Source organism: uncultured Methanobrevibacter sp. (assembly GCF_902769175.1).
Lineage (GTDB): Archaea > Methanobacteriota > Methanobacteria > Methanobacteriales > Methanobacteriaceae > Methanobrevibacter.
Genome location: NZ_CACXNW010000013.1, coordinates 22519 through 39044, shown reverse-complemented (window position 1 = coordinate 39044; position 16526 = coordinate 22519). Strand labels below are relative to the sequence as shown.

The 16526-nt window shown below is 31.8% G+C and carries 10 protein-coding genes; all 10 read right to left on the bottom strand.

All coding sequences use genetic code 11. The annotated features are described in order from the left end of the window. Positions 1 to 154 precede the first annotated feature (154 nt). Positions 155 to 1342 carry an NAD(P)/FAD-dependent oxidoreductase gene (locus tag QZV12_RS05710; protein WP_295618601.1) on the bottom strand — a complete coding sequence of 396 codons (1188 nt, stop codon included), beginning with the start codon at positions 1340 to 1342 and terminating at the stop codon, positions 155 to 157. A 21-nt stretch (positions 1343 to 1363) separates the two neighbouring features. Next, complete coding sequence (locus tag QZV12_RS05705) at positions 1364 to 1528, bottom strand: 4Fe-4S binding protein (RefSeq protein WP_295618598.1); 165 nt, start codon at positions 1526 to 1528, stop codon at positions 1364 to 1366. A gap of 627 nt (positions 1529 to 2155) precedes the next feature. Further along, a complete protein-coding gene (locus tag QZV12_RS05700) occupies positions 2156 to 2761 on the bottom strand; it encodes an acyltransferase (RefSeq protein WP_295618596.1) in 606 nt (201 codons plus the stop codon). Positions 2762 to 2911: 150 nt separating this feature from the next. After that, positions 2912 to 3187, bottom strand: a complete 276-nt coding sequence (locus QZV12_RS05695) for a hypothetical protein (protein ID WP_295618593.1) — start codon at positions 3185 to 3187, stop codon at positions 2912 to 2914. Between the two features lie 164 nt (positions 3188 to 3351). Then, positions 3352 to 4515 (bottom strand): 7-cyano-7-deazaguanine synthase, encoded by a 1164-nt coding sequence (locus tag QZV12_RS05690; protein ID WP_295618589.1) that lies wholly within the window; start codon positions 4513 to 4515, stop codon positions 3352 to 3354. Positions 4516 to 4761: 246 nt separating this feature from the next. Next, positions 4762 to 6180 carry an argininosuccinate lyase gene (argH, locus tag QZV12_RS05685; RefSeq protein WP_295618585.1) on the bottom strand — a complete coding sequence of 473 codons (1419 nt, stop codon included), beginning with the start codon at positions 6178 to 6180 and terminating at the stop codon, positions 4762 to 4764. A gap of 340 nt (positions 6181 to 6520) precedes the next feature. Next, positions 6521 to 7054: a hypothetical protein gene (locus tag QZV12_RS05680; protein ID WP_295618582.1), complete on the bottom strand. Its 534-nt coding sequence runs from the start codon at positions 7052 to 7054 to the stop codon at positions 6521 to 6523. Next, entirely contained in the window at positions 7038 to 7448 is a 411-nt protein-coding gene (locus QZV12_RS05675) for a phosphopantetheine-binding protein (RefSeq protein WP_295618579.1), read from the bottom strand. The genes QZV12_RS05680 and QZV12_RS05675 overlap by 17 nt, the downstream gene beginning before the upstream one ends. Continuing rightward, positions 7397 to 12361, bottom strand: coding sequence for an AMP-binding protein (locus QZV12_RS05670; protein WP_295618576.1), 4965 nt, complete (start codon positions 12359 to 12361; stop codon positions 7397 to 7399). The genes QZV12_RS05675 and QZV12_RS05670 overlap by 52 nt, the downstream gene beginning before the upstream one ends. Before the next feature lie 35 nt (positions 12362 to 12396). Then, positions 12397 to 16422, bottom strand: a complete 4026-nt coding sequence (locus tag QZV12_RS05665; protein ID WP_295618574.1) for a condensation domain-containing protein — start codon at positions 16420 to 16422, stop codon at positions 12397 to 12399. Positions 16423 to 16526 lie beyond the last annotated feature (104 nt).

Here is a 16526-nt window from a genome sequence, read left to right as displayed (position 1 = left end):
CTGAATAAAAAAAGAATAAAAAAAAAACTAAATGAAAATAAAAACTGAATAAAAAATTTAAAAAAAAATAGAAAATAAAAAAAGAAATTCCTTCCACTATGTGAAAAGAATTTTGGTTCCGGTTTTCATTGCCAAAGGCAATTGAAAAGCCAAATTATAAGAACAATTTACGTAATTTTAAAGCTGCACTTGGTTGAACTTTAATTAAAGCCTTAACAAGTTCAGTAGTACCAAGTGTGGTAAACTCAAGACCTCTGAAAGCATGAGCAATGCTGTTTAAGTCATCGTCGTCTAAGCTCCATAAGTAGTCACAAGCTTTGCTGTATTTATCCATAACGTGACCCATAGCTTCGTCAACCAATTCAGCATATTTCTTAAGGAATTTTTTAGAGCAGTCTCCTGCCGCAATAGCTTCAGCAGCTGTTTGACCAGCTAACTTACCACCAGTAATACCACTGGTAATTCCTCCACCGGTTAATGGGTTAACTTGGCTTGCAGCATCTCCACAAAGCATAATGTTGTCATTGTACATTTCCTTAACAAGTCCGCCAACAGGGTCTCCACCTACATTCAATTCAACAGGTTGAGCATCCTTAAGTGCATAACAGTTGTTTACAGCATCAACCAAGTATTCATATGCAGATTTTTCAGCCATTTCAGGAATGATAGCAAGTCCTGCATTTACGATATCGTCTCCTTTAGGGAAAAGCCAGAAGTAACCACCAGGAGCTACGCTACCGAAGTAGAACTCAAGAACATAATTTCTTTCCATTTTAGCATTACACATTTCAAACTGTACACCAGCTTCCATGTGTTTAGGTTTGGTGATAGCTTTAAGTCCTGCCCATTTAGCTACATGACTTTCAGAACCGTCTGCACCGATAAGGATTTTAGCATTAATGTCGTAAACTTCACCCATACATTCACAGGTAACAGTGTATGATCCGTCTTCTTCTTTTTTAAGACCTTTTGCTTGGGTTTTGATTCTGATTTCTACTCCTTCTCTACCTGCTTCCATAGCTAAGTGTTTGTCAAAGACCTTTCTTTCTAAGATGTAACCTGCTTCAGGCAATTCAACTACATCATTAGTAAGCCATACATCAGTTCCATCAGGAGCAATTAATCTTATACCTTCAATTTCTTGGGTAATCCAATGAGGATCTGCTTCAAGCTCTAAGATTTCAAAGGTTCTTTTGGAAACTCCTTCTGCACATCTTTTAGGAGCACCGATTTCAGATTTCTTATCCATGAGAATTACTTTTGCCCCGCCTTTTGCTGCAAATCTTGCAGCAGTGGAACCAGCAGGTCCTGCACCAATAACTAATACATCAGTTTTAATCATAATAATTCATCCCCAATCTATCTATTCTTCCATTTCCAATGCTGCTAATGGGCATGCATCTACACAAATTCCACAGTTGTTACAGTTTTCATCAAAAACCAAAGAATATTCTTTTACTTCTATGCAGTTTCTTACACAAACACCTGCGCAACAACCGCAATAAGAACACCACTCTTTTAATATCATTATATTATCTCCATAATAAATTTAAATTAATAATTAGTATAAAATCCTATTATTTAAAATATTAAACAAAAAAATGAAAGAAATCAGAATATTTTAAATATAAAATTATAGTATATAACATAAAATTATATCTTTTTTATTATATATAACCTTTAAGGTTAAAAAAAGGAAAATTAATTAATATTTAGTTAAATAGTTAAAAAAAATAAATAAAAATAAAAAAATAAGCATTTCAACTAAATAAATTAATTAAAAAAAGAAAATTATAGAAATAAAAAAATCAAAATCCAAAAAAGATTTGAAAAATTTAAAAAATTAAGATTTGAAAAATTTAAAAAATTAAGATTTGAAAAATTTAAAAAATTAAGATTTGAAAAATTTAAAAAATTAAGATTTTTAAAAAGAATAAATTAACGATATGAAAAATATTTAAAAATATATGATAAATAATTTTAGAAAAAATAAGGATTATAAAAAAGATTAAAAAAAATAAGATATAAACTTTTAGAAAAAAACAATTCAAAAAAGAAAAAAGAATAAATTAACGATTATAAAAAGATTAAAAAAAATAAGATATAAACTTTTAGAAAAAAACAATTCAAAAAAAGAAAAAGAAAAGATTCCAAATTAGATCATATTTGGAACTCTTAATGAAGTAGGTAATGGCTTGATTTTAGCCGGAGTACCAATAGCCAAGTAATAAGGAGGTACACTACGGGTTACAACTGCACCTGCAGCTACAATAGCTCCTTCACCAACTTCTATATTTGATAAGAATGTTGTATTTCCACCAACAGAACATCCTTTTCTAAGTTGAGGTCCTTTCAATTCATATTCAACTCTGACAGGATATCTGTCATTGGTAAAGCAGGCACAAGGACCAATGAATACATTGTCTTCAATGACACTGTTTCTTGGAATGTATACATTGGATTGAATGCTTACATTGTTTCCAATCTCACATCCACCTTCAATAACAGTGTTTGTACCAATCAATACATCATTGCCGATTGTAGTATGATCCCTTACAACAACATTATGTCCAGTTTTAAAATCATCTCCAATGATTACATCATTATAAATAACAGTGTTGGATCTAAGTAAAATGTTTTTGCCTAAAATAGGCTCTTTACTAAATCTTTTATAATTAACTCCTAATTTAATTCCTTCCCTAACTAATCTAGGGTATTTAGAGTCATTGTTATTTCCACGTAAATTTAAAAAACTAGGCATAATTTCACCTCAAACATAAAAGTTCATAAAAATATAAGATTTTACAAATTCGATATATCAAATTATAATTTGTTTAATAAAGTATATAAAATTTAATATAATTTTCATAAGAATTTATAAATCTAATTCCTCTAATTTCTTGTCAAGCTCTTAATCACTTAATTCATCTTCCTCTTCCAATTCCATTTCATCATCTAAACGTTTTTCTTCACCGGATAATATTCGTTGAGCCCTAATATCTTCCTCTTCAAGATACTTTTCCTTATTTTCCTCCCAATCAGCTTTAATCTCATTGATTAAATCTTCATCAGCTTCAATAGCAGGACCTGTGTAGGAACAATCCTTGCAAACCCATTTAGACCAAACCTGTGGAATGATCCAATCAATATTACTTGAACCGCAACGTGGACAAACATGTTTTTTCATATTATCACCTTAATAATTTTTTAAATTACAATAATATATTTTTACTCAATATATTAAAAAGTTTTCAAATAACAAAAAAATATTTTCACCCAATAATTAAAAAATTTTCAAATTAATGGAAGTGAAAAACATTCAATAAATATTATTATCAATTCCACTAAATATCAGCCAGTATTATAAAAGCTCCAAATCAAGTCTAATGCTTCACCAGGTTCCAATACACCTGAACGGGTTTCCCTTAAAATTCTCTGTATGGAATACTTTTTCATATGAGGAAACTTCTTATGAACTTCATACAAGAGAGGGCACCCAAATCCTTTAAATTTGTTTAAATTATAATGCACAGTTAATGATTTGTTTTCTAATTTTGACACGGATAATGAAGCAGGTAAGTTGAGCCTAATAATTTTATTAATTTCAATTTCCTTATCTACATCAGTTGGTTCAATTTTATCAGTTTCATCAATTTTTAAAGAATCTTCCCCACTTTCAATATCTTCACCAATTGTCAGGAATTGTTCTGTAATGCATTGGCTTCCAGTAGCCAACATGTCACCAAAAATGACTATCGGAATGTCATTGTCAAGTGCATATCTATAAACTGTCTCTTCAATGACCTTTGAACATCTTCCGCAAGGGTGGAATCTTCCTGTAAATGACTCTTCAATCAAATCGGCATAGTCAACTTCAATATATTTATGGGAAACGTCTAAATCAGCTACCAACTTATCTATGTTTTGTTTGAACTGCCTTGGAAGCACTATTGTACCTGGATCAACTGTAATAGCTATTGGATTAAATCCTAATTTTTTAGCTAATATTAGAGAGAAGCTACTATCAGTTCCTCCAGACAATGCTACAACAGCAACCGGCTTTTCCGCTTCGAAATAGCTATATGGGCTTTCTTCCAATTCTTTAAAATAGCTGTAAAAGTTGAATGAATATAAGTTTTCCAATTTGATTCTTAAAATGTCAATCAAATTATTCAATGCAATCAAAGTGCCATAATCCAATTTGTTTTGATTATCCTTTATATAGGACTCCAATTTTTTTAATGAAAGATTCATTCTATACTCTTTTTGCAGAAAATCAGAATAGCTTTCAACATGAATGCTTCCTATTCCAAGCTCTTCCCTAAGCCTTCCAACAACCCATCCTCCTTTTCCAATAATTGCAGACTTGTCTGGACGGTCATCAGTAATAATCCATAATTCATTTGTTTCATGGTCAAATAAAACTTCCTTAATGTCTATTTCCACCGTTTCATGACCAATTTCCTCTCTGATTCTGTTTATATGCTTTAAAAGAGTATAAGTATCATATACCATAGTTTCACCATTTAGAAAACTTAGGAATTCTAGTTTAAAATGATTTAAAATTATATAATAATAATTTTTTCTTAGATTTTTTATATTTTTAGCCTTTTACTATACATTTTACATATTTAGTTTTTTACTTTGAGTTTTTCTATACCAAATTTTTTTTTAAACTTTAAATTTTTATTCTGCTTTTCTAATTATTTAACAATAGTTATAAATTATTGAAAAAAATAAAATAATTGAAATGAAAAACAATTAGATTCCTTGCTTTTCAAATTCATTATCTAAAAATATGTTCATATTGTCAATAGCCAATTGAACCATTTCTGGAGAAGGCCCTCCTGGAACGTTTCTTATTTTGACGTTTTCAATTGGATTCAATGCATTGTGAATCAATTCATCATCAAGATTCAACTTTTCAAATCCAAGCTCTTCTGCTACATTGTCTACATATGCACCATCGATATCACTTGGGTTTACTCCTTCAGCTACAGCTTCATTAACAATTCTTCCGACAATCTTATGAGCTGTTCTGAATGGTATTTTTCTTTCCCTTAGCATAATGTCAGCTAAATCGGTAGCTGTAGCAAAGTTTGCTCCTGCAAGTTCCAAGCATCTTTCTGTATTGAAAGTGACAGTTAAAAGCATGTGATTGACTATCTTTAAAGTGTCATAAGCTACATCACAGGCATTCCATAAGTGAGGGGTGATTTCCTGCAAATCTCTGTTGTAAGTGTATGGAATAGCTTTCAATATGGTTAAAATGGTTACAAGCTCTCCATTTACAATAGCACATTTAGACCTTGCCACTTCTGCAACATCAGGATTTTTCTTTTGAGGCATGATTGATGAAGTTGAAGAGTATTCATCTGCCATTGAGACGATTCCAAATTCATAAGTGCTCCAAAGAACCAGTTCTTCACAAATCTTTGATAATGTAGTGCAAAGAGCACTGAGATCAAATACAGTTTCAGCGATATGGTCTCTTGAAGAAACTCCATCCATAGAATTTTCCAAATAATCGTCAAATCCAAGAAGTTGTGTGGTTAAGTCTCTGTCAATTGGGAAACTTGTAGTAGCCATTGCAGCAGAACCTAATGGGTTTAGATTGACTCTTTTATAGGTGTCATCCAATCTTTGGTAATCTCTTTTCAATGCCTGTGCATGAGCCATCAAGTGATGAGCCAAAGTGACAGGCTGAGCATGCTGCAAGTGAGTGTATCCGATCATAACTGTTTCCTTATGCTCTTTTGCAAGTTCAAGGATTCCTTCAATGAATTCAAGAATTCCAATTTGAATTTCAGTTATTCTGTCTCTCAACAATAATCTTATACCTGTTGCAACTTGATCATTTCTTGACTTTGCAGTATGCATAAATCCTGCTTCAGGACCTACAAGCTTGGTAACATAGTTTTCTACAGCCATGTGAACATCCTCAACAGAATGGTCAAATTCAAGTGCATCAAAACCTTCATCACTTAGCTTGTCCAATGCTTCAAGGATTTTATCAGCGATTTCCTCATCAATGATTCCTTGAGCCTTAAGCATTGAAGTGTGAGCATAATTGCATTGAATATCTGCATCAAAGATAAATCTATCAAATTCCAATGAAGAAGTGTATACTGCTGCCTCATCGGTCATTTCCTTTTCGAGTCTGCCAGTTCTAATTTTCAATCATATCAACTCTGATTAATTTTAGTCATTTTATAATTTAAAAACTGTATATTGAATTTGAATAATTTATAAATTAATAACCTTATGTTGAAATTAAAAAATTTATAAATTAAACAAATATATTGAAACTAAAAAAATATAAATTAAATAATCTTTTGTTGAAATTAAATAATTTATAATTTAACTATATTGAATTAAATAATTTATAATTTTAAAAGCTTCTTTAAATTAAAATTAATTTTTAAGCATTATAATAAAGATTTTGTTTTAATAATTTATATAAATATCTAAAACAAATGAAAGAGAATAATGAACATCCAAAAAATGAATGAAAAATCATTTAATTGAAATAATGAGATATTTTATCGAAGTCCTTTTCAATAATATCCTGATGGCTTGAATCAATTAAAATATACTCATAATTGTCTGAAATACACTCTAATTCCTCTTTAAATAAATTCAAAGTACTTAAATAAATTATATGTGAGTTTATTTTAGGAGTATGGAAATTCCAGCAGGAATTAATATAACTTATTTCAATAATTTTTTTAATCATTTTCCGAATATTCTTACTTGGATTCATCAAAGATTTCTTTTGAATCATATCAGCGACCCAATTAACCATATTCTCTCGCTCATCTTCATCTTCATTGACAAAATCCAATGTTCCGTCAATTAATACAATCTTGTCAATTCGCTTATCCTTTTCCAATTTTTCAGCAATCAATGATGCATAAATGCATCCTAATGAATAGCCAACAATTATATCTCCATCTTGGAATAGGCCTTTGATTGAATCATAATAGTAATTCAAATTATCTTCATGATTAGTGTTCTTTATCTCATCTAAGGATAAATCATACTTGAAAATCATCAATAAGATAAATGTTTCCATCAAAATGGATATTATCAATCAAATGAGGAAATACAGAAGATAATCCTTCAATAGGAGGCAATAAAAACATATTCTGATCAGTTTCTCCTTTTTTAACCAAGTCAAAACCAAGATTATCATCAAGGGTCTTGAGATTCTCATTAATGTATTTAGCAATATTATAAGGAGTCCTATAATTTAAAATAACATTTGCATTAATTTTTATGCCCATTTGTGATAATAGGGAGATTACCTTAATGGAACTAAGTGAATCACCACCTAATTTATTAAAATCATCATACACTCCTATTTTTTCCTGATTAAACACTTTTTCAAAGACATTTACAATTGCCTTTTCAGTATCATTTGATGGAGGGCAATACTTATTTTGCAATTATGCAAATCAACAGAAGGCAAAGCATTCTTATCAACCTTACCATTGACATTCACAGGAATATCATCTAACCTTATCACAAATGAGGGAACCATATAATCAGGTTTAGATTCAGAAACATTATCGCAAACAGCAGATTCAAGCTCTTCATCTGAAATATCAGCGGATGAAACAATATAAGCAACCAATTCATTGTTTTCTCCATTCTTTATGGTTTGAACAGTGACATTATCTATAATGTCCATATCCCTTATGACAGCTTCTATTTCTAAGAGCTCTACACGATTTCCCCTAACCTTTACCTGACTATCACGACGGCCAACAATGCCTATAGATCCATCTGGGAGGAATCTTGCCATATCTCCTGTTGAATATATGGTGCTGTAATCTTGGCTTTGGCTAAATGGATTTGCCTTGAAAGCCTTTTGTGATTCTTCAAGTCGATTCAAGTATCCATCAGATAATTGGGATCCTGAAATATATAATTCTCCAACAGCACCTGTAGGAACACGCCTACACTCATTATCCAAAATATAAGCCTTAGTATTATAGTTCAAATAGCCTACAGAAGAGAAATCTATCTTATCTGAGTTTTTAATCGATGTGTTGAAAGTAAATGCTTCTGTTGGGCCATAGGCATCTACAAGAAGATAATCATTTGGACTTTCAAATTCACCTAACTTTTCACCTCCAATAATCAGCACATCCAAAGAGCTTTCATCAATAGTTTCAACAAATAATTTTCCAATTTGTGTAGTTATGAATGAATGGGTAACCCCATGCCTTTTGAAATAGTCATTCATCTCAAGCATATTAAACCTAATGTCCTCCCCTACAATAGCTAAAGATGCACCAGCTGCAATAACACAATTTATTATGAAGTTAGTCACATCAAAGCCGATGGCAGAAAACAGCCCATAAACATCATCTCGAGTGAAATGGTATTCATTTTGATAAAATTCAACCAAATTAATCAAGGATTTACGCCTAATCTTAACTCCTTTAGGAATGCCAGTTGTTCCGCTAGTATATAAAATACAAGCCAAATCACCATAACTTACTTGAAGGGAGGATAAAGTTCCTATATCCCCATTAATCAGAGGTGATATGTTTAAGAGAGTAACCTCATTATCCAAATCCTTAGCACGGCTATAAGTCTCATCACTGACAATAAGCACTTTAGAATCAGTGTCATTCAATATGAAATCAATACGCTCATCAGGCAAATTATTGTCTAAAGGAACATAAACCGCCCCCATAGACATAATGGCTAAAATAGAGAAAACATAAAGTTCAGACCTTTCTGTTAAAAATCCAACGCAATCATCAAAGCCAACACCTAAATCAGTTAATGATTCTGCAATCTTATCCGCTATAAAGGCACCTTCTGCATAACTGTAAATCCTATCATCCATAGATACAATCTTATTATCAGGATATCTGGACAAATTATCATTAAAAGCATCTAAAACATCATCATAATCCAATTCATGTTCAGTTTTATTATAACTATCCAACAAGATGATATCCTCATCTGGAGTGTAATTGATTTGGGCCAAATGGCTAACATCCATCATTTCATGCAATATCAATTTGTTTGATTCCATAAATGACTTGATGAAATCTTTGGAATACCTATCGGAATGCATTACATACAAGCTATACTTATCGTCATTGACAATGACTTCTACAAGGAGATCTGAAATTAAATCATCCATATCATCAATCAATGCATCTTCAAGGTCTGCTGAATTGAAATCATTCATACCATCAATCAAGGCATCTTCAAGGTCTGCTGAATTGAAATCATCACTAAATCCATAATCCTTGACCCACTCTGGCAAGAATTGGAAAATAATATTTGAATCTATATCATATTCATTTGCAAGCAATCTGAAAGGATAGAAATTATATTTCACCACATCATAGAATAATGTAGACATATTATCTAAAAAGGATGAAACAGTACTGTTTTTACAATCAACCAAGAGAGGCAATGTATTTACAAACATTCCAATGGAATTGAAATTATTAAATCTGTCACGGCCATTTTCAACGATATTGAATAAGACCTTATCACTTCCAACAAATCTGGATAAAGCATAAACGAAAACCCCTGTGAATACAACATTGGCACTAAGGCCATTATCTGTTAAGAATGACTTGAATAAATCCACATCCAAATCTAAATCAATATGGTTTGTTCCTGGACCTTCAGATATGACACTGTCCAATAAAACTCCAGCTTCTTCACTGTCAACAAGCATAGACTCATAGAAATCCTTTGCACCAATATACTCATCAGAAGTTTCCATTTGTTGATTAAATGCAGCCACCTTTAAAAATGAATCATCCAAATCAATGGATTTGCCTTTAAGAGCATCTAATAAATCAGCCTTAAAGACATTTTCAGATAATGCATCAAAAATTATGTGATGGAAAACAGCAAATAACTTATAATCACTTCCAATATTATTTGTAGCACTTCCTGCATCATCTAAAGCACTTCCATCCCCATTAAATACATTTCCATTTTCAACTATTAAAAACCTGGATAAACTATTATCCAAATCAAATGGTTTTGTTAGAAATTCCCTAATAAATTCACTATTTGCATTGGATTCTACACTTATTTGAGGTTTGCTTCCTTTAACTAAATAAGGACCATCTTCTGTCTCGCTAATGCACATTGACAAAATAGGATGGGAATCTAAGACAATTTCTATTGCCTGGAAAATCTCATCAATTGAATATTCATTAGAAATTTCCATTAAAAGAGGAAGAAGATAAGAATCAATTTTATTGTGAGCAATAATATCCAAATAAACATTTAATTGAGATTCATTTAATGGACAACCAGATTCTAATGTATATTTATTTAAATCAAATTCATTATTGGCCTTATTGATATTGCTTGCAATGGCATGAGGAGTATGTAGACTTAATAAATCAGCTGCAGTGAGATTATTATCACCAATATAAGACAATAGTTTAATGGCAATTAATGAATCTCCTCCAAGGCGAAGAAAATCATCATATATTCCAATCTTTTCCTGATTAAAGACTTTTTCAAATGCTTCAACAATTTTTCTTTCATCTTCAGTGCTTGGAGCAACATATCCAACACGGAAGGAATCCATATCAACTTCAGGCAAGGAACGCTTATCAACTTTACCGTTAACAGTTAAAGGAATCTTATCCAAAGTAACAACAAATGAAGGCACCATATAAGTAGGCTTACGCTCATTAACATTATCTTGAATATAATCACTTATGTTACCCTCAAAATCACTGGACATGACAACATATGCCACCAATTCCTTGTTGCCATCATGAACCATTGTTTGAACAGTGACATCTTCAACATAATCAAAGCCTCTAATTGTGATTTCCACCTCTGACAGTTCAACACGGTTTCCACGAATCTTAACCTGAGAATCAAGCCTTCCAACGATTCCCATAGTGCCATCAGGTAAGTAACGTGCCACATCTCCTGTCTTATACATTCTTTCGTATCCTGGAATATCACCATCAAATGGATTTTCAAACAAAACCTTTTTATTTGCTTCCACATTATCCAAATATCCTACAGTTGTCTGATAACCAGATACATATATCTCACCAACAGCACCAAGAGGAACTCTCCTATGTTCATTATCCAAAATATAAGTTTTGGTATTCCAGTTCAATATTCCAACAGATGACTCATAAATCTTTTTATCTATATCCATTGCAGATACGGCATTATATTCTGCAGGACCATAAAGGTCAGTCAAAACATAATTCTCAGGAGGTTCGATGCTTCCTAATTTCTCTCCACCGGTTCTTAAATATTTTAGTGAAGTTTCAGATATTGTTTTTACAAACAGCTTGGCTATCTGAGTTGTAATAAAAGTATGGGTAACATTATGCTTAATGTAATACTGATTAAGCCTATTTAAATCCAAACGAATATCTTCAGGAACAAAGGTAACAGCACCTCCTCCAAATACAGATACGAAAAGCTCTAATGAAATGTCAAATCCGATTGATACAAAAATGCCTTGAACACTTATTTCATCAAATTCGGAGGTATCTGCATAGAACTGCATAAAGTTTACAATCTGACGATTAGTCATTTGAACTGCCTTTGGAGTGCCTGTAGTTCCAGATGTGTATATTATACAAGCGACAGGATTAACAGATTCTTCAACGTAATCAACATGAGAAGAGCATCCAACATCATCAGACAATGAGGAAAGATTGATGACCTTCAAATCCAAATCATATTCCCTAATCAAATCCTCAGTTCGCAATTGATTTGAATCGCTTATGATTATTGCTTTTGATGATGATTGATTAATCATGAATGAAATACGCTGATTTGGATAGGTTCCATCAATAGGAATATAAGTTATGCCTTCAGATATGCAAGCTAAAGCAGATAGAATCACCCAATGATTCCTATCAACAAAAACAGCAACCCTATCTTCACTATCAAGGCCATTTTCTTCCAAAAGCAATCTTATCTGATTGATCAGATATGCAGACTCTTCATAAGTGTAGCTGATTTCATCTGAAATAGTCAAAATGTTTTTAGGGGCTTTAGACAAATAGTCATTAAATGCCTCCAATATGCTACCGTATTTCAAATCATGGCCATTTTGGTTAAATGAATCGTAAAAATCCAAATCAGAAGTGGAAATGTAATTTATCTCACTTAACTTATCCACTTTTATGAGGTCATGTAAGATCAATTTATATGATTCAATGAATTTCTCAATGAATTCCTTTGAAAACTTATCTGAATAGTCAATAAGGATTTCATAATCATCCTCTCCATGAAAGATGTAAGCAACCATATCACTTATCACATCATCCATATCCTCAATAATCTCACTGATCATGCCTCCGACATAATCAGTCTCTTCCACATCATCACTTAGCCAACTTGGGAAATATTGGAATATTATGTTTGAATCGACATTATAGTCATTTGCAAGGAATCTGAAAGGATAAAATTATATTTCATCACACCATAAATCAGGTCTGATATATATTCTAAAAATGAGTCCACATCCTGGTTCCTGCAATCCACTGCTAATGGAAGGGTATTTACAAACATTCCAATGGAATTGAAATTATTGAATCTGCTACGTCCATTTTCAAGAATATTAAACAATACCTTATCATCACCAACAAATCTGGATAATGTATAGGCAAAAACACTAGTGAACAATACATTTGCACTTACATTATGTTCATCTAAAAATCCATCAATATTAAGATTCAATTTATCATGGACAAATCCTGGACCATTGCTTCTTACATCATCTAATAAAAGGATTATATCATCACTTTCAGCTAGCATCTTATCATAGAACAATTTAGCTTCCTCAAATTCTTTTGTTTCCTGAATTTGATGATTAAAGGCAGCTACCTTTAAGAAGGAGTCATCAAGCCCAACTTTTTCACCTTTAAGAATTGCTCTAAAGTCCTTTTTAAATACATCTAAAGATAAAGCATCTGAAATCAAATGATGCAGAACAGCAAAGAGAACATATTCATCTTCAGTTTCAACAATCAAATATCTGGACAGACTATTCTTTAGATTAAATGGAACAGATAAGAATTCTATGATATGATCCCTATTAAATCCAGAGATATGCTCAATTGAAGGCTTATCTCCTTTGACCATGTAAGGAACTTCAAAATCATCACTTATGGACATTTCCAAAATGGGATGAGCATCAAACATGCCATACAAAGCAGAGAATATGTCTTCAGAACTATACTCCTTAGAAATGACCATGGAAAACTGAACAAGATATGAATCAACCTTACTGTCTGATGCAATATCAAGATATACATTCAATTGAGACTCGTTTAAAGGACAGCCATTCTCCAAGGAGTAGATATCCAAGTCAAATTCATTCTTTTCAATGCTTTCTGCAATTGCCTTAGGTGTCTTCAAGCTTAAGATGTCTGCTGCAGAGACATTATAGTCTGGGATGTGAGATATTAATTTGATTGCACTTAGTGAATCTCCTCCAAGTACTGTGAAATCATCCAATATGCTGATTTTTTCCTGATTGAATACCTTTTCAAAGGCTTCAACTATGGTTTTTTCTTTTTCATTTCTTGGAGCAATGTATTCAGCACGAAGGGATTTTAAATCTACTTGTGGCAATGCTCTCTTATCCACTTTTCCATTGGCATTAACAGGTATTTCATTAAGTTGAATGACAAATGCAGGTACCATATATTCAGGCTTAAGTTCTCTGATGTGATTTTGAATATAATCTTTAATCTTTCCGTCAAATTTACTGTCTAATACTACATATGCTGACAGTTCATTGTTGCCGTCATGGTTTACTGTTTGGACAGTGCCATCCTGTATATGATCAATATTTCTTATTGTAACTTCGATTTCAGACAGTTCTACACGGTTTCCTCTGATTTTCACTTGGGAGTCTGCCCTTCCAACGATTCCAATGCTGCCGTCAGGTAAAATTCGACCTAAATCTCCTGTTTTATACATTATTTCATAGCCTTTTTGGTTTTCATTGAAAGGATTTTGGAATAATGCCTTTTCATTTTCATCAGGATTATCAAGGTATCCTTTGGTTGTTTGGTATCCTGAGATGTATATTTCTCCAACAGCACTTAATGGGACCCTTCGTTGTTCCTCGTCTAAAATATATAGTTTGGTATTCCAATTTGGGAATCCTACTGATGAATTGCCTATCTTTTTGTCAACATCGATTGATGTGATGTAATTGGCTTCTGTTGGGCCGTAGACATCACTTAGGATATATTCTTTTGGAGGTCTTATGTCTCCTAACTTCTCACCTGCTGTTTGTAGGTATTTTAGTGAAGTTTTTGAGATTGTATTTACGAATAGCTTTGCTATTTGTGTTGTGATTAGGGTGTGTGTTACATTGTGTTTTATGAAGTAGTCATTTAGTTTTTTGATGTCTAATAGGATTTCGTTAGGGACATATGTAACTGCCCCTCCTGTAAATATGGATGCAAATTGTTCAAGAGATACGTCAAAACCTACAGATGCAAATATTCCCTGAACATCTTCTTCAGTGAATCCTGTGCTGCCAATATAGAATTCTATTAGGTTCAATATTCCTAATCTGGTCATTTGAACTGCCTTTGGTGTTCCAGTTGTTCCAGAAGTGTATAAAATACAGGCAACATCATTTGAGCTGTTTTCAACATAATCAACATAATCCCTATTTGAATTAGTTTTTAAAACAGTCTTGTCTCCATGGTTTTCTAAAGAATCCTTGCTTGTATTATTCTCTAAAGAAGAAATATTGATAATGCCTGTTTTTAATTCAAATTCTTCACTTATATTCTTTAGGCGTGTTTGGAAAGTGTCTGTTGTGATTATTGCTTTGGAATCTGATTGCTTGATCATAAAGGCAATACGCTTGTCTGGGTAATTCTCATCTATAGGAACATAAGTTACTCCTAATGACAAGCAGCTTAAAGAAGATAGCAATGCCCAATGATTACGGTCTACGAAAATGGTCACTGTTTCATTTTCAGATATTTCATTTTGTTTTAATAGTGAATTTAATGAATTTATCAAATAGGCAGATTCTCTATAGGTGTATTTGGCATTGTCATCAATTACAAGAGTGTTATTTGGATATTTGCTTAAATTATCATTAAAAGCTGCTAAAATATTATTGTACCTTAATTCAGTTTCAGTATTGTTTAAATTGTCTAAAAGATTCAAATCTGAATCTATAGTATATTTTATCTCATTTAATGATTTTTTATTTATTATTTCTTCTGCAATTGATTTATATGATTCCACAAAATGTTCAATCAGGTCTTTAGAATATTTGTTGGAATATGTGACTCTGATTTTAAAGTAATTTTCATGGTTATAAACATAGAAAGACAAATCTCCTACTTTATCATGTTCTAATTCTTCAACAGAGCTTATGTTTTTGCTTTCGTCAGAGTTGTAGATTAGGTTATAGGCATATTGGAATAGGATATTTGATGAGAAATCATATTCATTGGCTAATTGGGAGTATGGGTAAAAATCATATTTCATTGCAGAATTTATTAATGTAGAGTTATATTTTAAGAATGAACCAATTTTTTGGTTTTCGCAATTAAACAGCAATGGTAATGTGCGTACAAACATTCCGACAGAATCCTTTAAATCCATGTGTGTTCTGCCGTTTACAATAAGATTAAAGAATGCTTTAGGAGAACCAGTGAATCTGGATAAAGTATAAGCGAATACACTGGTGAAAAACTGGATGTAGGTGATTGAATGATTTTCTAAAAATGACTTCAAGTAGGCAGAGTCCAGATTGAAGTCACAATAAAGTTCCCCATCACATTTATCTTTAGCTATGGAAGGCATCAAATCATAGACCTCTTCCATATCTGACAACATAGCGTCAAAGAATTCTTTTGCTTGATTTAAATCATCTTCACTTAATTTTTCTTCAAAAGCACTTTGTCTTAATACTCCATCGTCTACAGAGCCTATGGCGGTTCCATCTAAAATATCAGATAATTTATTTAAAAATATTATTCTAGAAGTAGAGTCTAGGATTAAATGATGGCAATCAATGCATAAAATAGATTCCTCTTCAATTATTAAAAATCGGGATAAACACTTATCCAGTTCAAAAGGTTGAACAAATGAATCTATATCATCTATAGAACCAATGCTTATCTGCAATTTTCCATCAAATCTAAATGAAATCCTATTTTCATCAACTAGAATTCTAGCAGACAAAACAGGAAAAATTTCAGCTAATTTGTAAATTGCTTTCTTAATCTCCTCAGCAGAGTATGACTTGGAAAACTTAATTTTAAAGGGCATATTGTATGAAGTTCCCATATCCTTAACGCTTTCATCCAAATAAACATTCAATTGAGATTCAGATAAAGGACAACCAGAATCTAATGAATAAATTCCAAAATCAGAACAATTTTCATTCCCATTCATAAATAACACCAATTATTAAAAAACATTAAAAAATATTAATAAATATTAAAAATGGATTAAGAAATTAATCTATAAAAAATTATAAAAGTTAGAATAATAAAATT

What these genes read in the sequence shown, in the direction of transcription:
- QZV12_RS05710 (WP_295618601.1), bottom strand. Translation starts at nt 1,342, where the DNA reads ATGATTAAAACTGATGTATTAGTTATTGGTGCAGGACCTGCTGGTTCC.
- QZV12_RS05705 (WP_295618598.1), bottom strand. Translation starts at nt 1,528, where the DNA reads ATGATATTAAAAGAGTGGTGTTCTTATTGCGGTTGTTGCGCAGGTGTT.
- QZV12_RS05700 (WP_295618596.1), bottom strand. Translation starts at nt 2,761, where the DNA reads ATGCCTAGTTTTTTAAATTTACGTGGAAATAACAATGACTCTAAATAC.
- QZV12_RS05695 (WP_295618593.1), bottom strand. Translation starts at nt 3,187, where the DNA reads ATGAAAAAACATGTTTGTCCACGTTGCGGTTCAAGTAATATTGATTGG.
- QZV12_RS05690 (WP_295618589.1), bottom strand. Translation starts at nt 4,515, where the DNA reads ATGGTATATGATACTTATACTCTTTTAAAGCATATAAACAGAATCAGA.
- QZV12_RS05680 (WP_295618582.1), bottom strand. Translation starts at nt 7,054, where the DNA reads ATGATTTTCAAGTATGATTTATCCTTAGATGAGATAAAGAACACTAAT.
- QZV12_RS05665 (WP_295618574.1), bottom strand. Translation starts at nt 16,422, where the DNA reads ATGAATGGGAATGAAAATTGTTCTGATTTTGGAATTTATTCATTAGAT.